The sequence below is a fragment of the Burkholderia sp. PU8-34 genome (assembly GCF_053427725.1).
The window spans coordinates 311,681-334,454 of record NZ_JBSAXC010000008.1; the positions used below are offsets into that span (position 1 = coordinate 311,681).

Consider the following 22,774-nt stretch of genomic DNA (forward strand, 5'->3'; position numbering starts at 1 on the left):
TCATCGAGGTTCTCATGGTCGACGAACTGCTCGATATCCCGCCCGTGCTGGTCGTCGGCGCGGGGCCGACCGGCCTGGCCGCCGCGATGAGCCTTGCGCGGGCGCGCGTGCCGGTGCGCATCATCGACAAGGCTGCCGCGCCTGCGCCGTATTCGCGCGCGATCGGCATCCAGGCGCGCACGCTCGAATTGCTGGAGCAGCATCGCGCGGTCGAACCGTTTCTCGCGAGCGGGCATCGCGCGCACGCGGCGGCGCTGCACGCAGAAGGCCGCGTGATCGCGCGGCTCGATTTCGATCCGCTGCAGACGCGCTACCCGTATCTGCTGTTCCTCGACCAGAGCGTCACCGAGCGGCTGCTCGCCGAGCATCTCGCCGGCCTCGGCGTGACCGTCGAGCGGGGCCGGACGCTGACCGCGTGCAACACGGGCGGCTCGGGTGGCACGTCGCTCGACGTGACGATCTGCGACGCACGCGGCGGCGACGAGCGGTTCGCGCCGTCGTACCTGATCGCCGCGGACGGCGCGCACAGCACGGTGCGCCATCTGCTCGGCGTCGGCTTCATCGGCCGGCCGTTCGAGCAGACGTTCCTGCTCGCCGATCTCGCCGCGATTCCCGATTGGCCGGACGACGAGATTCACCTGTTCACGGCGCCGGACGGCATCGCGGGCCTGTTTCCGATGGGCGACGGGCGCTACCGCCTGGTCGCGGATCGCCCGCCCGAGGGCGGCGCGCCGCCCGATGAGCGCGGTCCGTCGCTTGCGCAGTGCCAGCAGATCGTGCGCTCGCGCGTCGGAACGTCGATCGTGCTGAGCGACCTCACGTGGTCGGCCTATTTCCGCCTGCACAGCCGCATGGTCGAGCAGTTGCGGCACGACCGCGTGTTCTTCGCGGGCGACGCCGCACACGTGCACAGTCCGGCCGGCGCGCAGGGGATGAACACCGGCATCCAGGAAGCGTTCAATCTCGGCTGGAAGCTCGCGCGGGTGCTGGGCGCGGGCGCGTCGGAGCGGCTGCTCGATACGTATCACGCGGAGCGTCATCCGATCGAGCGCGACGTGCTGCGGCAGACGAGTTTCCTCACGCAGATCGTCGAGGCCGACCGCGGGCCGATGAAGCTGCTGCGCGACCACGTCGTGCCGCTGCTGTCGTCGTTCGGTCCGATGCGCGACGCGGTGCGGCTAACGGTCAGCGAATTGGGGGTGCAATACCGGAAGAGTCCGCTGACGCTCGAGCGCGTGCTCGATGGCGGCCCGCGCGCGGGTGAGCGAGCGCCCGATGCGCTCGTGCACGTGGTCGACGGGCCGCTCGGGCAGGCACCGGGCATCGCGCGGCTCTTCGACCTGCACGAGCCAACCGGCTTCACGCTGTTGCTGCTCGAGGATCCGCCGCAGGGCGGGGCGGGCGAGACGCCGCCCGCCGCGGCAGAAGCGCAGGCGCTCGTGCAATCGCTCGAGCGGATCATGCCGGGCGCGGTGCGCGTCTGGCGCGTCTCCGATACCGCAGGCGACGGCGCGGCGGGGCTCGCGGAAGCCTACGGCCGGTCGCGGCCGTCGTTCTACCTGCTGCGGCCCGACGGCTATATCGCCGCGCGCGGGCGCCCGGCGTCCGACGCGAACGCGTTGCTGCGGCACTGCGAAAGCTGGTTCGCCGGTGTGTCGCTGTCTGCGTAGGGCCCGCACAAGCCTGTCATTGGCGTGAACGGGCCCCGTGCTCGGTCAGGCCGGCGCGGCGGCGGGCGTCAGCGTGTCGCGATAGGCGGCGATCGCGTCGCGCACGATCGGCGCGGCGCGCTGCGCTGCAGCGCCGGCCGGGTCGTCGAGCGCCGCCAGCAGCGCGCGGCGCATCCGTGGTTCCCAGAAGCGCCGGATGTGGTCGGCGATGCCGGCCAGCGCTTCGTCGCGATCGGGCATCGACGCGAAGAATTCGCCGATCTGGTTGGCCATGTCGATCAGGTGTCCGGTATCCATCGCGTCCTCACTTGCCGGTGGTGGCGCCCGCACGGCGCTCGAGCAGGTCGAGCTGTTCGGCGTTGAAGCGCGCATACGCACGCTGCCAGTCGGAAGGCTGCGCGACCGGCATCACCTGCACGGCCGTCACCTTGTACTCGGGGCAGTTCGTCGCCCAGTCCGAGCTGTCGGTCGTGATCACGTTCGCGCCTGATTCGGGGAAGTGGAACGTCGTGTAAACGACGCCCGGCTGCATCCGTTCGGTCACGAGCGCGCGCTGTACGGTCTGCCCGGCGCGCGATTCGATGCCGACCCAGTCGCCGGTCCGGATCCCGCGGTCTTCCGCATCGTGCGGATGGATCTCGAGACGGTCCTCTTCGTGCCACCGCACGTTGTCGGTGCGGCGCGTCTGCGCGCCGACGTTGTACTGCGACAGGATGCGGCCCGTCGTCAGGATCAGCGGATAGCGTTGCGTGACCTTTTCCGGCGTCGGAATGAACTGCGTGATCACGAACCTGCCCTTGCCGCGTACGAACGTGTCGATGTGCATCGTCGGCGTGCCTTCCGGCGCGTGCTCGTTACACGGCCACTGGATGCTGCCGAGCGCGTCGAGCTTCGCGTAGGACACGCCCGTGAACGTCGGCGTGAGTCGCGCGATCTCGTCCATGATCTCCGACGGATGCGCGTAATCCATCTCGTAGCCGAGCGCGCGGGAAAGCATCAGCGTCACTTCCCAGTCCGCGTAGCCGGCGAGCGGCGGCATCACCTTGCGCACGCGCGAGATGCGGCGCTCCGCGTTCGTGAACGTGCCGTCCTTCTCGAGGAATGACGAGCCGGGCAGGAACACGTGCGCGTACTTCGCCGTCTCGTTCAGGAAGATGTCCTGCACGACGATGCATTCCATCGACGACAGCGCGGCCGACACATGCTGCGTGTTCGGGTCCGACTGCACGATGTCCTCGCCCTGGCAGTACAGCCCCTTGAAGCTGCCGTCGAGCGCCGCGTCGAACATGTTCGGAATGCGCAGGCCCGGTTCCGGCTGCAGCTTTGCCGACCATGCGTCCTCGAACAGCGCGCGCACGCTCGCGTCGCCGATATGCCGGTAGCCGGGCAGCTCGTGCGGGAACGAGCCCATGTCGCACGAGCCCTGCACGTTGTTCTGGCCGCGCAGCGGATTGACGCCGACACCTTCGCGGCCGATGTTGCCGGTCGCCATCGCGAGGTTCGCGATCCCCATCACCGTCGTCGAGCCTTGCGCATGCTCGGTCACGCCGAGGCCGTAATAGATCGCGGCATTGCCGCCCGTCGCGTAGAGGCGCGCGGCGGCGCGCACCTGCTCGGCCGGCACGCCCGTCACGTCCGCGGTCGCTTCGGGCGAATTATCGGCGCGTGAGACGAACTCGCGCCATTGCTCGAATGCGCGCGTCTCGCAGCGTTCGGCGACGAACGCTTCGTCGACGAGCCCCTCGGTGACGATCACGTGGGCGAGCGCGTTGACGATCGCGACGTTGGTGCCGGGGCGCAGCTGCAGGTGATGCGTGGCCTTCACGTGCGGGCCGTCGACCACGTCGATGCGGCGCGGGTCGATGACGACCAGCTTCGCGCCTTCGCGCACGCGCCGCTTCAGCCGCGAGCCGAACACGGGGTGGCCGTCGGTCGGGTTCGCGCCCATCACGACGATCACGTCGGCCTGGCCGACCGACGCGAAGGTCTGCGTGCCGGCCGATTCGCCGAGCGTCGTCTTGAGGCCGTAGCCCGTCGGCGAATGGCACACGCGTGCGCAGGTGTCGACGTTGTTGTTGCCGAACGCCGCGCGCACGAGTTTCTGCACGAGATAGGTTTCCTCGTTCGTGCAGCGCGACGACGTGATGCCGCCGATCGAGTCGCGGCCGTACGTCGCCTGCAGCCGGCGGAACTGCGTCGCCGCATAGGTGAGCGCTTCGTCCCAGCTCACTTCGCGCCACGGGTCGGTGATCTTCTCGCGGATCATCGGCTTCGTGATGCGGTCCTTGTGCGTCGCGTAACCCCACGCGAAACGTCCCTTCACGCACGCGTGGCCTTCGTTCGCGAGCCCGTTCTTGTGCGGCGTCATCCGCACGACCTGCGTGCCCTTCATCTCGGCCTTGAACGAGCAGCCGACGCCGCAGTACGCACAGGTGGTGACGACCGAGTGTTCGGCCTGCCCGAGCTGGACGACCGATTTTTCCTGCAGCGTCGCGGTCGGGCAGGCGGCGACGCACGCGCCGCACGACACGCATTCGGACGCCATGAACGACTCGCTCTCGCCGGCGGCGACGCGCGATTCGAAGCCGCGCGCGGCGATCGTCAGCGCAAACGTGCCTTGCGTTTCCTCGCACGCGCGCACGCAGCGGTTGCAGACGATGCACTTCGACGGGTCGTAGGTGAAGTACGGATTCGATTCGTCCTTTTGATCGCGCAGATGATTCGCGCCATCGAAGCCGTAGCGCACCTCGCGCAGGCCGACGACGCCCGCCATGTCCTGCAGCTCGCAGTCGCCGTTGGCGGGGCAGGTGAGACAGTCGAGCGGGTGATCGGAGATGTACAGCTCCATCACGTTGCGGCGCAGCGACTGCAGCCTGTCGGACTGCGTGCGGACCTTCATGCCGGCTTCGGCCGGCGTCGTGCACGATGCCGGATAGCCGCGCCGGCCTTCGATCTCGACGAGGCACAGGCGGCACGAGCCGAACGGCTCGAGCGAATCGGTCGCACACAGCTTCGGCACGTTGACGCCGGCTTCGATCGCCGCGCGCATCACCGACGTGCCGGCCGGCACCGTCACGGGCTGGCCGTCGATTTCAAGCGTGACGTCGGTGTCGGCGTGGCGCTGCGGCGTGCCGTAGTCGGTTTCGTCGAACGGGTCGCGTGCGCGCGCCTGCGCGGCGCTCTTGCACGCGCATTGGCCCGAGCCGCAGCCGCCCTGGCGGGCGTTGATCGTATCGAGGGACATGCGAGGCTCCATCGTGGTCAGGCCGCGGCCTGGGTCGGGCCCGGCGCGGCATCCTTGCCGGCGGCGAGACCGAAATCTTCGGGGAAGTGATCGAGCGCGGACAGCACCGGGTACGGTGTCATCCCGCCCATCGCGCAGAGCGAGCCGGCGAGCATCGTGTCGCACAGGTCGCGCAGCAGCGTGACCTGGCGTTCCGACGTGTCGCCGTGGCGGATCCGGGCGATCGTCTCGACGCCGCGCGTCGAGCCGATCCGGCACGGCGTGCATTTGCCGCACGATTCGATCGCGCAGAATTTCATCGCGTATTCGGCGAGCTCGGCGAGGTTCGACGTGTCGTCGTGCAGCACGATGCCGCCGTGGCCGACGACGGCGCCGATTGCCGCATAGGCCTCGTAGTCGAGCGGCACGTCCCATTGATGCTCGGGCAGGTAGGTGCCGAGCGGGCCGCCGACCTGCGCGGCGCGCGCGGGCCGGCCGGTCGCGGTGCCGCCGCCGAATTCGAACAGCAGCTCGCGCAGCGTGACGCCGAACGCGAGCTCGACGAGGCCGCCGTGCCGGATGTTGCCGGCGAGCTGGAACGGCAGCGTGCCGCGCGAGCGGCCCATCCCGTAATCGCGGTAGAACGAGGCGCCCCGCGCGAAGATCACCGGCGCGGTCGCGAGCGTGATCACGTTGTTGATGACGGTCGGCTGGCCGTGCAGGCCGGCAAGCGCGGGCAGCGGCGGCTTCGCGCGCACGACGCCGCGCTTGCCTTCGAGCGATTCGAGCAGCGCCGTTTCCTCGCCGCAGACATACGAGCCCGCGCCTTTCGCGACGTGCAGCTCGAACGCGTGCGCGGAGCCGAGCACGTGTTCGCCGAGCCAGCCGGCGTCGCGTGCGCGTGCGATTGCCGCGTCGAGCGTCGCGATCGCGTGCGGATATTCGCTGCGCACATAGATGTAGCCGATCGTCGCGCCGGTCGCGATGCCGGCGATGATCATCCCTTCGATCAGGCAGTACGGATCGCTTTCCATGATCAGGCGATCGGAGAACGTGCCCGAATCGCCTTCATCTGCGTTGCATACGATGTATTTCTGCTTTGCGCTCGCCTGGCGGACGGTGCGCCACTTGATGCCGGCCGGGAACGCCGCGCCACCGCGGCCGCGCAGGCCCGATTCGATCAGCGTTTCGCACGCGGCGTCGCCGTCGAGCGCGAGCGCGTTCTTCAGGCCGGCGAGACCGTCGTGCCGCAGGTAGTCGTCGATCGACAGCGGATCGGTGAGGCCGATGCGTGCGAACGTGAGCCGCTGCTGGCGCGCGAGATACGGCAGCGCGTCGACGAGGCCGACGCTGCTCGGGTGCGCGCCGCCGTCGAGCCAGCCGGCGTCGAACAGCGCGGGCACGTCGGCCGCAGACAGATTCGCATAGCCGACGCGGCCGGCCGCCGTGCCGACCTCGACGAGCGGCTCGAGCCACAGCAGGCCGCGCGAGCCGTTGCGGACGAGGTCGATCGCGACGCCGCGCCGTTCGGCTTCCGCGACGATCGCGGCGGCGAGCGCATCGGCGCCGAGCGCCAGCGCGGACGAATCGCGCGGGACGTAGATGCGGGTCGTCGCTGCCTCCCGCCGGGCCGCCCCAAGGGAGGCAGCCGCCCCCTCGGGGGGCAGCGAACGAATGTGAGCGTGGGGGTTGTTCACACGGCCTCCTTCGCATGTGCGACGGCGTCGGCCAGCAGCGCGTCGAATTTTTCCGGCGTGACCTTGGCGTGCAGCACGCCATTGACCGTCAGCGACGGCGACTGCGCGCAAAGCCCGAGGCAGTAGACCGATTCGAGCGCCACGTCGCCCGGCGCGACGCGTGCCGATGCGGCTGCCTGCGATGCATCGCCGTGCGCGGCGTCGAACCGGCAGCCGGTGCGTGCTTCCGCATGGGCGGCGAGCGCTTCGCAGCCCATGCTGCGGCACGCCTCGGCGCGGCACATCTGGATCGTCACGCGCGCGGGCGGCGCGGTGCGGAAATGGTGGTAATAGGTGAGGACGCCGTGAACCTCGGCGCGCGACAGGTTCAGCGCCTTCGCGAGCGGCGCGACGCAGCCTGACGGCACGTAGCCGGCATCGTCCTGGATCGCGTGCAGGATCGCGACGAGCGACCGGCCGGGGCGCGCGTGTCGCTCGACGAGCGCGTCTGGCGCTTGGGAATTCGGGGACATCTGCTATGCTCCTCCAAAGTCTCATATGCGCTGCAATTTCATATTTCGCGCATGCCGACTTCGTTTTGATGGATTTTGGCCAACGATAAGCGGAACGCTGGATGGTCGCAATAGGAAAACGGAGTGCATAAATGATTCGAGTCGAATGCGACGCATATCTGCTCGTACGCGACAGCCACGGCGGCACGGCAAGCCTGTCGGACGTCGCGCCGCTGCTCGAGCTCGTCGCCCGGACAGGCAGCATCGCGCAGGCGGCGCAGGCCAAGGGGTTGTCGTACCGGCATGCGTGGGGGCTGCTGCGCGCGCTGGAGGCCTGCGTCGGCGGTGCATTGATCGAGACCGCGCGGGGCAAGGGCTCGACGCTGTCCGAACTCGGGCAGGCGGTCGTCGATGCGCAGCGCCTCGCGCGCAACCGTCTCGACGGGAACCTGCGCGCGCTGGCGGCCGAAGTCGCGAGCGACCTGAACCGGCGGCTCGCACAACGCGACGGCGCCGTGCGCATCCATGCGTCGCACGGCTACGCGGTTGCGGCCCTCGTGTCGGCGCTCGTCGAAGCGCACGCGGCGGTCGACATCAAGTATCGCGAGAGCGTCGAGGCCGTGACGGCGCTCGCGCGCGGCGAGTGCGAGCTGGCGGGGTTTCATCTGCCGCGCGGCGCGTTCCGCGAACAGTGCGCGCAGATCTACCAGCCATGGCTCGACGACGCCCGTCACGTGCTTATTCACCTGACGCGCCGCAAGCAAGGATTATTTCTGCCGCGCGGCAATCCGAAACAGGTTCGCGGGCTGTCCGATCTCGCGCGCGACGACATACGCTTCGTCAACCGGCAGCCGGGCTCGGGCACGCGCATGCTGCTGGATCTCGCACTGCGCGGCATCGGCGTCGATCCGGAGCGCATCAACGGTTATGAGTCGGCGGAACTGACCCATTCGGCGATCGCGGCGTTCGTCGCGAGCGGGATGGCCGACCTCGGTTTCGGCGTCGAGCCGGCCGCGCATCATTTCGGGCTCGATTTCATCCCGGTCGTCGACGAGGATTACTACTTCGCATGCGAGCGCGCGCGGCTCGACGAACGGCCGCTCGCAGGCGTGCTCGCGCTGTTGCGCGATGCGCGCTACGTCGAGCGCGTCGCGCGTCTCGACGGCTACGATCCGGCTGCATGCGGCACGCTGACGAGCGTCGCGGCGGGGCTCGCCGGCGACGACGCCGGTGCCGCGGGTGGCGGCAACGCACGGTAACGGGTGCGCGATCGAACCGCGCTGCAGGGGCCGGGGTTTTGCGCTACGCTTGCCGCTTGATCAACGTTCCAACAAGCACGCCGTTCAGGCGTCGTCCCGCCATGAAACTTTCCGTTCCCCTTGCCGCGGCAGCGTTGACCGCGGGCCTGCTGGTCGCCGTTTCGCCGTTCGCGTTTGCGCAGAATTCGCCGGGTGTGCCCGGCGGCATCCTGAACGACCAGTTCCGCCTGAACGAACATCCGCAGATGCCGTTCGCGGCGTCGGATGCGTCGAAGAAATATCAGACCGGCAAGAAGTCCACGCTGCGCCGCAAGGGCGACTTGGGCGATCCGAACGGCTGCAACCTGAAATGTCCGATGGATGGCGAGTAACACACGGGTCGGGCTTCAGCGCGTGCGCACCGCTGGGCATGCGTGACGGAGCCTGACCGGGCGCGTTTGTGCGATTCATCCGGTCGCGCCGCACGGACGGTGCGACAGAGTTGGCCGGATGCGGTCCGATGGTCGCGCGGCTTTCCGACCGTGGGACATCCGCCGAATTGACTGCAAGCCCCGCGAAGCATCCCGCTTCGCGGGGCTTGTGCATTTCGGGCAGCGATTGATGCGGTTCGCCGGCGCGCCGCCTGTCCGCGACACGAGGTGGGCATGGTCGGGGCGATCAGGCCTGGAAGAGGGGAACGTCACCGTTATAGTGGTTAACCCGTATCCAGGAAGTATGTGTTCCCGAAACCTGCCTTATTCTTAAGCAACTGCCTACATAAACTTCAGTTGTCAGCGATGAACGAGGCGTTCACCGCGAAAAACGGACAAATCTGGAGGTAGGTCATCATGAAGGCGCTCATTCAAGCTGTTGTCGTTGCTGCTGCAATCGTTGCCCCGGTCGTGTCGTTCGCGCAGTCGGGCTCGCAAATCACCCGTGCACAAGTGCGCGCCGAACTGGTTCAGCTCCAGCAGGCTGGCTACAACTCGGCACGCGGTGAAGATCCGCATTATCCGGAGGCGATCCAGGCCGCGACCGCCCGTATCGCCGAGCAGCAGCAAAATGCCGTTGCACAGGCTCAGGGTGTCGACGTCAGCGGCTACGGCGCACAAGCGCACGGCGCATCGGCATCGGGTTCGCGTGCCGCGGGCGTGCGCCCGGCAAGTGCCGACGAAATGAAGTCGCTGTATCGCGGCAGCTAAGCCGCCAGGCGGTATGTGGCGCGGTGGGTGCGACGATCGGTCGCGCCGCGCGCCGGGTGAGTGATCGCGGGCCGACCGGTGCCGCGACCGGAATGCTCGCCAGGTTCGCGTTCCGGTCGGACAGGCGTCAGCGGCCCCGTGCCGCGGTGGCGCCGTCCGCCGTTGGCGCGGCAGGCAATTCGCGTCTTTCCGTGCGGGCGCGCGCTGCGCCGGCGGGCAGCGGCCGACCCTGCAAGAGTGCGGCCTGCTGCCAGGTGCCGGGCCACGAATCGGCGGCCCCTTCGGCCTGTCGTTCGAAGCGGTACACGAAGGCGGGCGGGAAGTTCATCCACGCGATGCCGACTCGTGCGGCACGAATGCCGATCGCTTCGAGATGGCGCGCGGGGATCGGGCAGCGCGGCGCATACGTGAATTGATAGAACGCGCCGCCGGCGTCCAGATGGTGCGCAAACGCCCCTTGAACGATCGCGACCGCCTGTTCGACGGGCATTGCGACGAGCGGCAGTCCGCTTACGATCGCGTGCGCTTGCTCGGCGCCGAAGAAGCCGCCCGTCATGCCCAGCTCGGTTGCATCCATCTGCATCACGCGCAACGTGGGGAACTGGCGTCGCAACGCGCCGGCGAAAGCGGGATCGGCTTCGACCAGCACCAGCCGGTTGCTGTCCACGCCGCGAGCCAGCAGCGCGCGGGTGAAGACGCCGGTGCCTGCGCCGAGTTCGATCACGGCTGCGCTGTCGTGCGGGATCTGCGCGGTCATCAGTGTGGCGAGCGCCGGACTCGACGGCGCGAGCGCGCCGACGCGACGCGGATTGCGCAGCCAGGTACGCAGGAACAGCATCCATTCAGGCAATCGCATCGACGGGCTCCTGTCGGGATTCGAGCGGTGCGGTGGAAGTGGAAAGCGGCGATCGAGACGTCCGCCGTCAGATCAAGCATAGTGGGCCAGCGCGCGTTCCGACACGTTGGTTGTTACAGTCATTTACGTGTCCGGCAGCGCCTGCTGCGATGGCAGGATGAAGGCGGGAAGTGGTGCGACGTCGAGCGGGGCGTTACATCAGACAGCAGCGATCGGCGAACCGCAGCGACCGTGAAAAAACAAAACCCCGGCGTCGTGCGACGACCGGGGTTTCTTCACATTCCTCGTCAGACGAGGAAGCGCGTATATGGTGGAGGCGGCGGGAATCGAACCCGCGTCCAGAAGCGCTCCACGACCAGTTCTACATGTTTAGTTCTGTCATTTGATTTAACCGCAGCGACGCGGACGAACACGCTGCACTACGGCGATTCGCTAGATTTTCGACCTTGGCGTCGCGACGCCGCCCAGGCTTAACTGACGTATATGACCTCTGGCGGTATTGCTACCGGTCTTGCGACGCTAGCCCGTCAGTGAACTAGGCAGAGGACGGCGGCCCTTAGGCTGCCAGTGCGAACGTATCGTCGTTTGCAGTTACGTTTTTCCCATTGATTAACGAGGTGACGGGTCCTCGACATGCCCTAGCCGCTTCACAACCCCTGTCGAAACCAGGTCGCCCCCGCGGATAAGATCAATCATTATAGCCCAACATCGCGCAGCAGCTCGCGCAATTCCTGCGTCGTCGCGACGAGATGCTGTGCCTGCCAGTCCGCCGGCGCGGCGCCGTCGCCGCAATAGCCGTACGCGGCCGCGATCGTCGCCATGCCAGCCGCGCTGCCGGCCTGAATGTCGCGCAAGTCGTCGCCGACATACACGATGCGCTCGGGCGCAAGCGTCAGCCGTCCGGCCGCATGCAGCAGCGGGGCGGGGTGGGGCTTCGGGTGCGGCGTTGTGTCGCCCCCGACGACGCACGCGGCGCGCGCGCCGAGGCCGAGCAAACCGACGAGCGGTTCGGTGAGTCGCATCGCCTTGTTCGTGACGATGCCCCAGCGCACGCCGCGCGCGTCGAGCTCGTCGAGCAGCGTGTCGATGCCGGGAAACAGCGCCGTGTGCACGCAGAGGTCGGTAGCGTAGTTGACCAGGAACTCGTCGCGCATCGCGTCGTAGTCGGCCGCGTCCGGGCCGATGCCGAAGGCGCCGCCGAGCAGGCCGCGCGCACCGGCGGACGCCAGCGGCCGCAGCACGTCGAGCGGCGTCTCGGGCAGCCCGCGCACGCGCTGCATCTTGTTGACGGCGGCCGCGAGATCGGGGGCCGTGTCGGCGAGCGTGCCGTCGAGATCGAACAGCACCGCATCGCAGCCTTGCAGGCGCGGTTCGTCGAGCGTGGCCCGGGCGGGTGAAAAGGGAGTCGTCATGCCGGTCGGGTCGTGGTCACGCGCTGCGACGGCACGCGACGAGATAGTTGATGTCGGTATCGTTCGACAGCGCAAAGCGCTTGCCGAGCGGATGGTACGTGATGCCCTTGATCTCGACGATGTGCAGGTCGGTCGCGCGAATGAAGCTCGCCAGTTCCGACGGACGGATGAAGCGCGCGTAATCGTGCGTCCCCTTCGGCAGCATCTGCGCGATGTACTCGGCGCCGATCACGGCAAACAGATAGGACTTCAGGTTGCGGTTCAGCGTCGAGAAGAACACCCAGCCGCCCGGCTTGACGAGCGTCGCGCAGGCCTCGACGACTTTGGCCGGCGACGGCACATGCTCGAGCATCTCCATGCACGTGACCACGTCATAGGTGCCGGGTTCGCGGGCGGCGAGCGCTTCCGCTGCGATCGCCTCGTAGTCGACCGTCACGCCGCTTTCGAGGCTGTGCAGGTCGGCGACGCCGAGCGCTTCGGTGGACAGGTCGATTCCCTTCACCTGCGCGCCGAGTCCCGCCATCGATTCGGACAGGATGCCGCCGCCGCAGCCGATGTCGAGCGCGCGCTTGCCGGCCAGATGCGCATGCGCGTCGATCCAGCCGAGCCGGACCGGGTTCAGGTCGTGCAGCGGCTTGAATTCGGCATTCGGATCCCACCACCGATGGGCGAGGTCGCTGAATTTCTGGAGTTCGTGCGGATCGGCGTTGGTCATGTCGGCAAACGGGCTACGGAAGGAGGGCGGTGCTTCGCTGCATCAAGCCCCGAGTATATAAGCGGGCGGACGGCGAGGCCAGCGAGCGCCCGGACGGGCGTCAATGAAAAAGCCCCGCCGAGGCGGGGCTTTGAAGCAGTCGGAGACCGTGGCTTACTGCGCCGGAACGGTCGTCTTCTGCACTTCTTGCGTACCGACAACTTCGACTTCCACGCGGCGATCCGGTGCGAGGCAGGCGATCAGTTGCTTGCGGTTCTTCTGGTTGCAGCCGGTCGTGACCGGGTTGCGCTTGCCCTTGCCTTCCGTGTAGACCTTGTTGGCCGGGACACCCTTGCTGACCAGGTACGACTTCACGGCTTGCGCACGGCGCAGCGACAGGCGGTCGTTGTACTTGTCCGAACCGATGCGGTCCGTGTAGCCCGTTGCGACGACCACTTCCGTGTTCATGCCTTCGATCTTCGAAGCCAGATCGTCCAGCTTCTGCTTGCCCAGCGGCTTCAGCGTTGCCTTGTCAAAGTCGAACAGTGCGTCGGCCTGATACGTGATCTTCTGGCTCGTGATTGCCGGAGCTGCCGGTGCGACCGGAGCCGGTGCCGGTGCCTGGGCGACCAGTGCGCCATCGCACTTGGCGTTGGCGGTGGCCGGCGTCCAGAACGCATCGCGCCAGCAAAGCTCGTTCGTGCCGTTCATCCACACGTATTCGCCGGTACCATTCACCCAATTGTCGTTCACGGCTTGTCGCGACGCCGGCACCGACTGTGCCGAAGCGGATGCAGCCATAACTGCGGTAGCTGCAATGAACGCGAGCTTTGAAAGTTTATTCATATTTCTCCTCTCGAAATTGAGATTACCGCAGGTTTACTGCGAGCCTGTTGACGATGACAAGTCATACATTGCTCGAAGTATAACATTGGTGCGGCACAAAAAACGCGGCGCCGCTCTGTGTAGACTTCGAGCAGCGTCTAACTTTCAGTGCGTTGGCATTTTGCCATATCGTTCCCTTCCTACGAAAAAAAATCCTCCCCACCCCAAGATCACCTCCGCGTTTGTGGTGCATGCGCAACACCGGCCTGCCGCAACTTTTAGAGATTGTCAAGAGTGTGACGGCGGATTTGCGCGGTCGAGTGCTGATCGTTTACATGCGGGCACGAAACGGGTGCATGGGGTGCGTGCTGCCCTTTTCTCCGCTGCGCAGATTTTCGCCATTCTTATATAGAGGGGGAGGCGAATTGGCCTGAGAAGGGCGCATGTTAGAATCTCGCGTTGCGTTGCGCATGCAGCGCTCACGCGAAAGGCGTTCCCGTCTTCGCTCCGAAAAGATACGGATACATGGATCAATTCGCCAAAGAGACCCTGCCCACCTCCCTTGAGGAGGAAATGCGCCGTTCGTATCTCGATTACGCGATGAGCGTGATCGTCGGACGTGCCCTCCCGGATGTCCGCGATGGCCTGAAACCCGTGCACCGGCGCGTCCTGTTCGCGATGCACGAACTGAACAACGACTGGAACCGGGCCTACAAGAAGTCGGCGCGTATCGTCGGCGACGTGATCGGTAAATACCACCCTCACGGCGACAGCGCGGTCTACGAAACGATCGTGCGGATGGCGCAGGATTTCTCGCTGCGCTACATGCTGGTCGACGGGCAAGGCAACTTCGGCTCGATCGACGGCGACAACGCCGCCGCGATGCGTTACACCGAAATTCGCATGGCGAAGATCGGTCACGAGTTGCTGTCCGACATCGACAAGGAAACCGTCGATTTCGGCCCGAACTACGACGGCAGCGAGATGCAGCCGCTGATCCTCCCGTCGCGCATCCCGAACCTGCTGATCAACGGCTCGTCGGGCATCGCGGTCGGCATGGCGACCAACATCCCGCCGCACAACCTGAACGAAGTCGTCGACGCGTGCCAGCACCTGCTGCACAACCCGGAAGCGACGATCGACGAGCTGATCGAGATCATCCCGGCGCCGGACTTCCCGACGGCGGGCATCATCTACGGCGTCGCCGGCGTTCGCGACGGCTACCGCACCGGGCGCGGCCGCGTCGTGATGCGCGCGGCCACGCACTTCGAGGAGATCGACCGCGGCCAGCGGATGGCGATCATCGTCGACGAGCTGCCGTACCAGGTCAACAAGCGCTCGCTGCTCGAGCGGATCGCCGAGCTCGTCAACGAGAAGAAGCTCGAGGGCATCTCCGACATCCGCGACGAGTCCGACAAGAGCGGCATGCGCGTCGTGATCGAGCTGAAGCGCGGTGAAGTGCCGGAAGTGGTGCTGAACAACCTGTACAAGGCGACCCAGCTCCAGGACACGTTCGGCATGAACATGGTCGCGCTCGTCGACGGCCAGCCGAAGCTGCTCAACCTGAAGGAAATCCTTCAGTGCTTCCTCGCGCACCGCCGCGAAGTGCTCACGCGCCGGACGATCTACGAACTGCGCAAGGCGCGCGAACGCGGCCACGTGCTCGAAGGCCTCGCGGTCGCGCTCGCGAACATCGACGAGTTCATCGCGATCATCAAGGCCGCGCCGACGCCGCCGATCGCGAAGCAGGAGCTGATGGCGAAGGCGTGGGATTCGTCGCTCGTGCGCGAGATGCTGACGCGCGCCGAGACCGAGAACGCCACGGCGGGCGGCCGTGACGCGTATCGTCCGGAAGGGCTGAACCCCGCGTTCGGCATGCAGGGCGACGGCCTGTACAAGTTGTCCGACACGCAGGCCCAGGAAATCCTGCAGATGCGCCTGCAGCGCCTGACGGGCCTCGAGCAGGACAAGATCATCGGCGAATACCGCGACGTGATGGCGCAGATCGCAGACCTGCTGGATATCCTGGCTCGCCCCGAGCGGATCACGACGATGATCCGCGAGGAGCTGACCTCGGTGAAGGCCGAGTTCGGCGACGCGCGCCGCTCGAAGATCGAGCTGAACGCGACAGAGCTGAACACCGAAGACCTGATCACGCCGCAGGACATGGTCGTCACGATGTCGCACTCCGGCTACGTGAAGTCGCAGCCGCTGTCCGAGTACCGCGCGCAGAAGCGCGGCGGCCGCGGCAAGCAGGCGACGCAGATGAAGGAAGACGACTGGATCGAGACGCTCTTCATCGCGAACACGCACGACTACATGCTGTGCTTCTCGAACCGCGGCCGCGTGTACTGGGTCAAGGTCTACGAAGTGCCGCAGGGCTCGCGCAACTCGCGCGGCCGCCCGATCGTCAACATGTTCCCGCTGCAGGACGGCGAGAAGATCAACGTCGTGCTGCCGGTCAAGGAATTCTCGGCCGACAAGTTCGTGTTCATGGCGACGTCGCTCGGCACCGTGAAGAAGACGCCGCTCGAGGCATTCAGCCGTCCGATGAAGAAGGGCATCATCGCGGTCGGTCTCGACGAAGGCGATTACCTGATCGGTGCGTCGATCACCGACGGCGCGCACGACGTGATGCTGTTCTCCGACGCCGGCAAGGCCGTGCGCTTCGACGAGAACGACGTGCGTCCGATGGGGCGCGAGGCGCGCGGCGTGCGCGGCATGCAGCTCGAGGACGGGCAGCAGGTCATCGCGCTGCTGGTCGCGGGCAGCGAGGAGCAGACCGTGCTCACCGCGACCGAGAACGGCTACGGCAAGCGCACGCCGATCACCGAGTACACGCGTCACGGCCGCGGCACGAAGGGCATGATCGCGATCCAGACGTCCGAGCGCAATGGCAAGGTGGTCGCCGCGACGCTCGTCGATGCCGAAGACCAGATCATGCTGATCACGACCGCCGGCGTGCTGATCCGCACGCGCGTGTCCGAGATCCGCGAGATGGGACGGGCTACGCAAGGTGTTACACTCATCAGCCTCGACGAGGGTACCAAGCTCTCCGGCCTGCAGCAGATCGCGGAAGCCGAAGAGGGCGACGGCGAGGCCGACGAGGCGTCGGACGGCGAAGCCTGATCAGGATGTGACTCTCGAGCGGCCGCACGCAGGCGCGCCATGAGAAGATGCGCGGCGTGCGGCGAAGTACCCATTCATATTTCCAAGAAGGGAGTGATGATGCAAAAGCAATTCAAGCAACTGGTCCTGCTGGCCGCACTGGTGCCGACGTTCGCGATGGCGCAAGCGCTGTCGAATTCCGCACCGGCGCCCGCAGCGGCAGCTGCGCCGATCGACGCCGACAAGAAGGCGGCGATCAAGGATCTGCTCGACGCGATCGACGCGCCGAAGCTCGTGTCGGCAATCGGCAACAGCGCCGAAATGCAGGCAAAGCAGCTGGTTCCGGCGATCCTGTCGGACGCGCTGTCGGAAAACAAGACGATGAACGACAAGCAGAAGCAGGCTGCCGTTCCGACGCTGCAGAAGAACGCGGTGCCGAAGCTGGTCGACGGCGCAGGCAAGGTGTTCACGACGCCGGCGTTCAGCAGCGACGCGATGCAGGCTCAGTACGACGCGTACGCGAAGTACTACAGCACGTCGGAAATCAAGGATCTGACGACGTTCTACAAGAGCCCGACGGGCCGCAAGTTCATCCAGGTTCAGGATCAGGTTGGCCGCGACGTGGTCAACGGCCTGATGCAGAAGTACATGCCGCAAGCGATCCAGGCGACGCGCGCGCAGGCCGACAAGGAAGTCGCGGCAGTCAAGCCCGCCAAGTAAGCCGTCGCAGCCCGCCCCCCGGCCGCGCCGGGTTTGGCGGGAGCCTGACGACAGTGCGATAATGGCCGTTTGCGCGCGAGCGCAAGCGGCCATTCCTTTTCCGGCGCGGCTCATTTGCCACTCATTTGCCATTGACTTGCCGGCGGCGAGCCGGCCGCGTCCCTCCAGAGGTTTTCACGATGCGCGTCTTTAATTTCTCCGCCGGCCCCGCGGCAATGCCCGAAGAAGTGCTGCGGCAAGCAGCCGACGAGATGCTCGACTGGCATGGCAGCGGCATGAGCGTGATGGAGATGAGCCATCGCGGCAAGGAGTTCATGTCGATCCACGAAGCGGCGCTCGCGGACCTGCGCGAGCTGCTCGACGTGCCGGCGAGCCACCGGATCCTGTTCCTGCAGGGCGGCGGCATCGCGGAGAACGCGATTGTGCCGATGAACCTGCTGGGAACGCGCAAGACGGCCGATTTCGTCGTGACGGGCTCGTGGTCGCAGAAGTCGTTCAGCGAGGCGAAGAAGTACGGCACGCCGCATCTCGCCGCAACCGGCAAGACCGACGCCGGCTACACGCGCGCGCCGGCTCGCGCCGAATGGCAGCTGTCGGACGATCCGGCCTACGTGCACCTGTGCACGAACGAAACGATCGACGGCGTCGAGACGTTCGAGATTCCCGACCTCGGCGATGTGCCGCTCGTCGCGGACGTGTCGTCGCACATCCTGTCGCGCCCGATGGACGTCGCGAAGTACGGCGTCATGTTCGGCGGCGCGCAGAAGAATATCGGGATGGCGGGCGTGACGCTCGTGATCGTCCGCGAGGACCTGCTCGACCGCGCGCTGTCGATCTGTCCGTCGGCATTCGACTGGAAGACGGTCGCCGCGAACAATTCGCTGTTCAACACGCCGCCGACGTACGCGATCTACATCGCCGGCCTTGTGTTCCAGTGGCTGAAGCGGCAGGGTGGCCTGAAGGCGATCGAGGCCCGCAACATCGAAAAAGCGAAGCTGCTGTACGACACGATCGACGCAAGCAGCTTCTATCTGAACAAGGTCGAGCCGGCGGCGCGTTCGCGGATGAACGTGCCCTTTTTCCTGGCCGACGAAACGCGCAATGAAGACTTCCTTGCCGGCGCAAAGGCGCGCGGGCTGCTGCAGCTGAAGGGCCACAAGTCCGTCGGCGGCATGCGGGCGTCGATCTACAACGCGGTGCCGCTCGAGGGCGTGAAGGCGCTCGTCGAGTATCTGAAGGATTTCGAGCAGCACCGCGCCTGACGGCGGCGGTGCTGGTCAACAGCACGGCAATTACGCATGGACGACGAACTGAATTCCCGCCTGAAACCGCTGCGCGACCGCATCGATGCGATCGACGCGCAGCTGATCGCGCTCCTGAACCAGCGCGCCGCGGTGGCGCTGGAGGTGGGCGAGGTCAAGAAGCATTTCAACGCGCCGGTGTTCCGGCCGGAACGCGAGCTGCAGGTGATCGCCCGGCTGCAGGACATGAGCGCGGGCCCGCTCGCGAGCGCGCACATCAGCGCGATCTGGCGCGAGATCATGGCCGCGAGCCGCGCGCTCGAGCAGACGATCCACGTCGCGTTCCTCGGGCCGGTCGGCACGTATACCGAACAGGCGATGTTCGAGTATTTCGGCCAGTCGATCGAAGGGCTGCCGTGCCCGTCGATCGACGAGGTGTTCCGCTCGGTCGAGGCGGGCGCCACGGCGTTCGGCGTCGCGCCGGTCGAGAATTCGACCGAAGGCGCGGTGTCGCGCACGCTCGATCTGCTGCTGCAGACGCAGTTGCTGATCAGCGGCGAGCTCGCGCTGCCGATCCACCACAACCTGCTCACGCAGAACGGCACGCTCGCCGGCGTGAAGCGCGTGTGCGCGCACGCACAGGCGCTCGCGCAATGCCAGCAGTGGCTCGCGGCGAACGCGCCGCAGCTCGAGCGTCAGGCAGTATCGAGCAATGCCGAGGCCGCGCGCCTCGCGGCGGCCGATCCGACGGTGGCGGCGATTGCGGGCGACCGCGCGGCCGCGCACTACGGCCTGCAGATCGCGTTCTCGCTGATCCAGGACGATCCGCACAACCGCACGCGCTTCGTGATCGTCGGCAAGCAGCCGGCGGGGCCGAGCGGCCACGACCAGACGTCGCTGATCGTGTCGGTGAAGAACGAGCCGGGCGCCGTGTTCAAGCTGCTCGAACCGCTCGCGCGGCACGGCGTGTCGATGACGCGCTTCGAGTCGCGCCCGGCGCGTGTCGGCACGTGGGAGTACTACTTCTACATCGACATCGAAGGGCATCGGGACGACGCGCCGGTCGCGGCCGCGCTCGCGGAGCTGGGCCAGAAGGCCGCGTTCCTGAAGGTACTCGGTTCGTATCCGCGCGCGCGATGACGCGCGGCGGCGCATGCCCGCGCGGGCATTGCGCGAAGCGGGCAGGGCAGGCCGAGCGGCGCTGCCGAAGGCGGGTTCGGGCGGCACCCGGCGCAGGTCGCGCCGGATGCGGGCCCGTTGCCCGGGATCTGGAATTCCGTGCGCCGGGCTGCGGTCCGCGCGCGTAACTTGGCTCTTGTCGTGTCAGGCTTTGCATTCAACAAACTGGTCATCTTCGGCGTCGGCCTGATCGGCGGATCGCTGGCCCGCGCGCTGCGCGAACGCGCGCCGGGCGGCGCGGGCGAGATCGTCGGCGTCGGCCGTTCGCGCGCGTCGGTCGAGCGCGCGCTGTCGCTCGGCGTGATCGATCGCGCGGCGGCGCTCGACGACGACGCGCAGCTGCGCGACGCGCTGGCCGGCGCCGATCTCGTGCTGCTGGCCGCGCCCGTCGCGCAGACGGGCCCGCTGCTCGCGCGCATCGCGCCGTGGCTCGACGACGCGACGATCGTCACCGATGCCGGCAGCACCAAATCCGATGTCGTCGCGGCCGCGCGCGAAGCGCTCGGCGCGCGGATCGTGCAGTTCGTGCCGGGACATCCGATCGCCGGTCGTGAATCGAGCGGCGTCGAGGCCGCGCTGCCGGATCTGTACGTCGGCCGCAACGTCGTGCTGTGTCCGCTGCCCGAGAACGCAACCGGATCGGTTGCGCGGATCGACGCGATGTGGCGCGCGACGGGCGCCGATGTCCGCACGATGAGCGACGCGCAGCACGATCGCGTGTTTGCATCGGTGAGCCACCTGCCGCACGTGCTGTCGTTCGCGCTCGTCGAGCAGATCCTCGGCGAGGCCGACGCCGAACTGAAATTCTCGTACGCGGCGGGCGGCTTCCGCGATTTCACGCGCATCGCGGCGTCGAGCCCGGAAATGTGGCGCGACGTGTGCGTTGCGAACCGCGCGGCGCTGCTCGACGAACTCGACGGCTACACGCGCGTGCTCGCGCGGCTGCGCGCGGCGATCGACGCCGGCGACGGCGCGGCGCTCGAAGCAGTATTCACGCGCTCGCGCGCCGCGCGCAGCGCGTGGCAGGAGCGTGGCGGCAAGCCCGCTGCCGAACCGGTCAAGAAATAACAGGACGATTCCCATGGACTATCTCGATCTCGGCCCGTACTCCAGTGCGTCGGGCACCGTGCGCCTGCCCGGCTCGAAGAGCATTTCGAACCGCGTGCTGCTGCTCGCGGCGCTCGCCGAAGGCGAAACGACGATTACCAACCTGCTCGATTCCGACGACACGCGCGTGATGCTCGATGCGCTCGGCAAGCTGGGCGTGAAGCTCGCGCGCGACGGCGACACCTGCGTCGTCACGGGCACGCGCGGCGCGTTCACCGCGAAGACGGCCGACCTGTTCCTCGGCAACGCGGGCACGGCCGTGCGGCCGCTGACCGCGGCGCTCGCGGTCAACGGCGGCGACTATCGCGTGCACGGCGTGCCGCGCATGCACGAACGGCCGATCGGCGACCTCGTCGACGGGCTGCGGCAGATCGGTGCGCAGATCGATTACGAACTGAACGAAGGCTTTCCGCCGCTGCGCATCAAGCCGGCGTCAATCCTGGTCGATGCGCCGATCAAGGTGCGCGGCGACGTGTCGAGCCAGTTCCTGACCGCGCTGCTGATGACGCTGCCGCTCGTGAAGTCGAACGACGGCCGGATCGTCGTCGAGGTCGACGGCGAGCTGATCTCGAAGCCCTACATCGAGATCACGATCAAGCTGATGGCGCGTTTCGGCGTGACCGTCGAGCGCGACGGCTGGCAGCGCTTCATCGTGCCGGCCGGCACCCGCTACCGCTCGCCGGGGCAGATCATGGTCGAAGGCGATGCATCGTCGGCGTCGTATTTCCTCGCGGCCGGCGCGCTCGGCGGCGGCCCGCTGCGCGTCGAGGGCGTGGGGCGCGCGAGCATCCAGGGCGACGTCGGCTTCGCGAACGCGCTGATGCAGATGGGCGCGAACGTGACGATGGGCGACGACTGGATCGAAGTGCGCGGGATCGGCCACGACCACGGCAAGCTCGAGCCGGTCGACATGGATTTCAACCTGATTCCCGACGCGGCGATGACGATCGCGGTCGCGGCGCTGTTTGCCGACGGCCCGAGCACGCTGCGCAACATCGCGAGCTGGCGCGTGAAGGAAACCGACCGCATCGCGGCGATGGCGACCGAACTGCGCAAGGTCGGCGCGACGGTCGACGAAGGGCCGGACTATCTGGTGGTCACGCCGCCCGCGGCGCTGACGCCGAATGCGGCAATCGACACGTACGACGATCACCGGATGGCGATGTGCTTCTCGCTCGTGAGCCTGGGCGGCGTGCCGGTGCGCATCAACGATCCGAAGTGCGTCGGCAAGACGTTCCCCGACTATTTCGACCGCTTCACTGCGCTCGCCAAGGCCTGACCCGACTGACTCGATGAAATCGACCCGACCCTTTCACCAGACGCCGGTCATCACGATCGACGGCCCGACCGCCTCCGGCAAGGGCACCGTTGCGGCGCTCGTCGCCGCGAACCTCGGCTTCCACCTGCTCGACAGCGGCGCGCTGTACCGTCTCGCCGCGCTCGCGAGCATGCGCTACGACATCGCGGCAGACGACGTCGACGCGCTCGAGAAGCTGGTCGACGACCTCCACATCACGTTCCGCGAAGGCTGTGCGCAGCTCGATGGCGTGGACGTTTCGAACGACATCCGTGCCGAGGCGGTCGGCAACCGCGCATCCGCAATTGCCGTGCACGCACCCGTGCGCACGGCGCTCGTCGCCCGCCAGCGCGCGTTCCGCAAGACGCCGGGACTCGTCGCGGACGGCCGCGACATGGGCACGGTGATCTTCCCGGACGCCGGGCTCAAGGTGTTCCTGACGGCCAGCGTGGAGGCGCGCGCGGCCAGACGGCATAAGCAATTGATGCAAAAAGGATTTTCTGCTAATATAGATAACTTGCTCCGGGATCTTCGTGAACGCGACGCGCGCGACAGCAATCGTGCGGCCGCGCCGCTGAAGCCCGCGGCAGATGCCAAGCTGCTCGATACATCGGCGCTTTCGGTCGACCAGGCGGTCGATCAGGTGCTGGTGTGGTACCGGGCGCTCGGCCAGCCCGCCTGAACAGGCAGGGCAGCAGTAGGTGCTCCGCGCCGCAAGTGCGGAGCGTGTTTTGAACCCTTAACCCCGTGTGGACTTCGATCTGGCTCTTTCAGTCGACCATTCCGGTCGGCGTGGCACAGCGATCCATGCACA

General features: G+C 67.1%; 19 protein-coding genes and 1 other RNA gene. 11 read left to right on the forward strand and 9 right to left on the reverse strand.

Features of this window, described 5'->3' with window-relative positions; all coding sequences use genetic code 11:
- The first annotated feature begins 14 nt into the window (after nt 1-14).
- Nucleotides 15-1,670 carry an FAD-dependent monooxygenase gene (locus tag ACV22Z_RS21035; RefSeq protein WP_448078213.1) on the forward strand — a complete coding sequence of 552 codons (1,656 nt, stop codon included), beginning with the start codon at nt 15-17 and terminating at the stop codon, nt 1,668-1,670.
- Nucleotides 1,671-1,715: 45 nt separating this feature from the next.
- Here ACV22Z_RS21035 and ACV22Z_RS21040 read toward each other — a convergent pair whose 3' ends face one another.
- From ACV22Z_RS21040 to ACV22Z_RS21055, 4 genes are read right to left on the reverse strand one after another with little or no spacing between them, the layout of a single operon-like run.
- Entirely contained in the window at nt 1,716-1,967 is a 252-nt protein-coding gene (locus ACV22Z_RS21040) for a formate dehydrogenase subunit delta (protein ID WP_448078214.1), read from the reverse strand.
- Between the two features lie 7 nt (nt 1,968-1,974).
- A complete protein-coding gene (gene fdhF / locus ACV22Z_RS21045; RefSeq protein WP_448078215.1) occupies nt 1,975-4,914 on the reverse strand; it encodes a formate dehydrogenase subunit alpha in 2,940 nt (979 codons plus the stop codon).
- 17 nt (nt 4,915-4,931) lie between these two features.
- Nucleotides 4,932-6,560: a formate dehydrogenase beta subunit gene (locus ACV22Z_RS21050; RefSeq protein ID WP_448078252.1), complete on the reverse strand. Its 1,629-nt coding sequence runs from the start codon at nt 6,558-6,560 to the stop codon at nt 4,932-4,934.
- Nucleotides 6,561-6,586: 26 nt separating this feature from the next.
- Nucleotides 6,587-7,102, reverse strand: a complete 516-nt coding sequence (locus ACV22Z_RS21055; RefSeq protein ID WP_448078216.1) for an NAD(P)H-dependent oxidoreductase subunit E — start codon at nt 7,100-7,102, stop codon at nt 6,587-6,589.
- A gap of 131 nt (nt 7,103-7,233) precedes the next feature.
- Between ACV22Z_RS21055 and ACV22Z_RS21060 the strand changes: the two genes are divergently transcribed.
- From ACV22Z_RS21060 to ACV22Z_RS21070, 3 genes are all read left to right on the forward strand, one after another.
- Complete coding sequence (locus tag ACV22Z_RS21060; RefSeq protein ID WP_448078217.1) at nt 7,234-8,340, forward strand: substrate-binding domain-containing protein; 1,107 nt, start codon at nt 7,234-7,236, stop codon at nt 8,338-8,340.
- Nucleotides 8,341-8,441: 101 nt separating this feature from the next.
- A complete protein-coding gene (locus ACV22Z_RS21065; RefSeq protein ID WP_448078218.1) occupies nt 8,442-8,711 on the forward strand; it encodes a hypothetical protein in 270 nt (89 codons plus the stop codon).
- A 456-nt stretch (nt 8,712-9,167) separates the two neighbouring features.
- The gene (locus tag ACV22Z_RS21070) at nt 9,168-9,521 is read left to right on the forward strand and encodes a DUF4148 domain-containing protein (protein ID WP_448078219.1); all 354 of its coding nucleotides are present in this window, start codon (nt 9,168-9,170) and stop codon (nt 9,519-9,521) included.
- A 127-nt stretch (nt 9,522-9,648) separates the two neighbouring features.
- Here the strand turns inward: ACV22Z_RS21070 and ACV22Z_RS21075 are convergent, their stop codons facing one another.
- The 5 genes from ACV22Z_RS21075 to ompA all read right to left on the reverse strand — a co-directional run bounded on the left by ACV22Z_RS21075 (nt 9,649) and on the right by ompA (nt 13,329).
- Nucleotides 9,649-10,377, reverse strand: coding sequence for a class I SAM-dependent methyltransferase (locus ACV22Z_RS21075; RefSeq protein ID WP_448078220.1), 729 nt, complete (start codon nt 10,375-10,377; stop codon nt 9,649-9,651).
- A gap of 308 nt (nt 10,378-10,685) precedes the next feature.
- Nucleotides 10,686-11,055: a transfer-messenger RNA gene (gene ssrA, locus ACV22Z_RS21080) on the reverse strand.
- A gap of 17 nt (nt 11,056-11,072) precedes the next feature.
- On the reverse strand, nt 11,073-11,789 hold the full coding sequence (locus ACV22Z_RS21085) for an HAD-IA family hydrolase (protein ID WP_448078221.1): 717 nt from the start codon (nt 11,787-11,789) through the stop codon (nt 11,073-11,075).
- Between the two features lie 16 nt (nt 11,790-11,805).
- The gene (gene ubiG, locus ACV22Z_RS21090; protein ID WP_448078222.1) at nt 11,806-12,504 is read right to left on the reverse strand and encodes a bifunctional 2-polyprenyl-6-hydroxyphenol methylase/3-demethylubiquinol 3-O-methyltransferase UbiG; all 699 of its coding nucleotides are present in this window, start codon (nt 12,502-12,504) and stop codon (nt 11,806-11,808) included.
- 153 nt (nt 12,505-12,657) lie between these two features.
- Nucleotides 12,658-13,329 carry an outer membrane protein OmpA gene (gene ompA, locus ACV22Z_RS21095; protein ID WP_448078223.1) on the reverse strand — a complete coding sequence of 224 codons (672 nt, stop codon included), beginning with the start codon at nt 13,327-13,329 and terminating at the stop codon, nt 12,658-12,660.
- A 504-nt stretch (nt 13,330-13,833) separates the two neighbouring features.
- Between ompA and gyrA the strand changes: the two genes are divergently transcribed.
- From gyrA to cmk, 7 genes are all read left to right on the forward strand, one after another.
- Complete coding sequence (gene gyrA, locus ACV22Z_RS21100) at nt 13,834-16,437, forward strand: DNA gyrase subunit A (RefSeq protein WP_448078224.1); 2,604 nt, start codon at nt 13,834-13,836, stop codon at nt 16,435-16,437.
- 99 nt (nt 16,438-16,536) lie between these two features.
- Entirely contained in the window at nt 16,537-17,136 is a 600-nt protein-coding gene (locus ACV22Z_RS21105) for a DUF2059 domain-containing protein (RefSeq protein WP_448078253.1), read from the forward strand.
- Nucleotides 17,137-17,315: 179 nt separating this feature from the next.
- On the forward strand, nt 17,316-18,398 hold the full coding sequence (gene serC / locus ACV22Z_RS21110) for a 3-phosphoserine/phosphohydroxythreonine transaminase (protein ID WP_448078225.1): 1,083 nt from the start codon (nt 17,316-17,318) through the stop codon (nt 18,396-18,398).
- 36 nt (nt 18,399-18,434) lie between these two features.
- Entirely contained in the window at nt 18,435-19,517 is a 1,083-nt protein-coding gene (pheA, locus tag ACV22Z_RS21115) for a prephenate dehydratase (RefSeq protein ID WP_448078226.1), read from the forward strand.
- A gap of 180 nt (nt 19,518-19,697) precedes the next feature.
- Entirely contained in the window at nt 19,698-20,624 is a 927-nt protein-coding gene (locus tag ACV22Z_RS21120) for a prephenate dehydrogenase (RefSeq protein WP_448078227.1), read from the forward strand.
- A 13-nt stretch (nt 20,625-20,637) separates the two neighbouring features.
- Nucleotides 20,638-21,942, forward strand: a complete 1,305-nt coding sequence (gene aroA / locus ACV22Z_RS21125; protein ID WP_448078228.1) for a 3-phosphoshikimate 1-carboxyvinyltransferase — start codon at nt 20,638-20,640, stop codon at nt 21,940-21,942.
- Between the two features lie 13 nt (nt 21,943-21,955).
- Entirely contained in the window at nt 21,956-22,642 is a 687-nt protein-coding gene (gene cmk / locus ACV22Z_RS21130; RefSeq protein WP_448078229.1) for a (d)CMP kinase, read from the forward strand.
- The last annotated feature ends 132 nt before the right edge of the window (nt 22,643-22,774 follow it).

What these genes read in the sequence shown, in the direction of transcription:
- ACV22Z_RS21040 (WP_448078214.1), bottom strand. Translation starts at nt 1,967, where the DNA reads ATGGATACCGGACACCTGATCGACATGGCCAACCAGATCGGCGAATTC.
- aroA (WP_448078228.1), top strand. Translation starts at nt 20,638, where the DNA reads ATGGACTATCTCGATCTCGGCCCGTACTCCAGTGCGTCGGGCACCGTG.
- ACV22Z_RS21065 (WP_448078218.1), top strand. Translation starts at nt 8,442, where the DNA reads ATGAAACTTTCCGTTCCCCTTGCCGCGGCAGCGTTGACCGCGGGCCTG.
- cmk (WP_448078229.1), top strand. Translation starts at nt 21,956, where the DNA reads ATGAAATCGACCCGACCCTTTCACCAGACGCCGGTCATCACGATCGAC.
- gyrA (WP_448078224.1), top strand. Translation starts at nt 13,834, where the DNA reads ATGGATCAATTCGCCAAAGAGACCCTGCCCACCTCCCTTGAGGAGGAA.
- fdhF (WP_448078215.1), bottom strand. Translation starts at nt 4,914, where the DNA reads ATGTCCCTCGATACGATCAACGCCCGCCAGGGCGGCTGCGGCTCGGGC.
- ACV22Z_RS21060 (WP_448078217.1), top strand. Translation starts at nt 7,234, where the DNA reads ATGATTCGAGTCGAATGCGACGCATATCTGCTCGTACGCGACAGCCAC.
- pheA (WP_448078226.1), top strand. Translation starts at nt 18,435, where the DNA reads ATGGACGACGAACTGAATTCCCGCCTGAAACCGCTGCGCGACCGCATC.
- ACV22Z_RS21055 (WP_448078216.1), bottom strand. Translation starts at nt 7,102, where the DNA reads ATGTCCCCGAATTCCCAAGCGCCAGACGCGCTCGTCGAGCGACACGCG.
- serC (WP_448078225.1), top strand. Translation starts at nt 17,316, where the DNA reads ATGCGCGTCTTTAATTTCTCCGCCGGCCCCGCGGCAATGCCCGAAGAA.
- ACV22Z_RS21105 (WP_448078253.1), top strand. Translation starts at nt 16,537, where the DNA reads ATGCAAAAGCAATTCAAGCAACTGGTCCTGCTGGCCGCACTGGTGCCG.
- ACV22Z_RS21035 (WP_448078213.1), top strand. Translation starts at nt 15, where the DNA reads ATGGTCGACGAACTGCTCGATATCCCGCCCGTGCTGGTCGTCGGCGCG.
- ubiG (WP_448078222.1), bottom strand. Translation starts at nt 12,504, where the DNA reads ATGACCAACGCCGATCCGCACGAACTCCAGAAATTCAGCGACCTCGCC.
- ompA (WP_448078223.1), bottom strand. Translation starts at nt 13,329, where the DNA reads ATGAATAAACTTTCAAAGCTCGCGTTCATTGCAGCTACCGCAGTTATG.
- ACV22Z_RS21070 (WP_448078219.1), top strand. Translation starts at nt 9,168, where the DNA reads ATGAAGGCGCTCATTCAAGCTGTTGTCGTTGCTGCTGCAATCGTTGCC.
- ACV22Z_RS21075 (WP_448078220.1), bottom strand. Translation starts at nt 10,377, where the DNA reads ATGCGATTGCCTGAATGGATGCTGTTCCTGCGTACCTGGCTGCGCAAT.
- ACV22Z_RS21085 (WP_448078221.1), bottom strand. Translation starts at nt 11,789, where the DNA reads ATGACGACTCCCTTTTCACCCGCCCGGGCCACGCTCGACGAACCGCGC.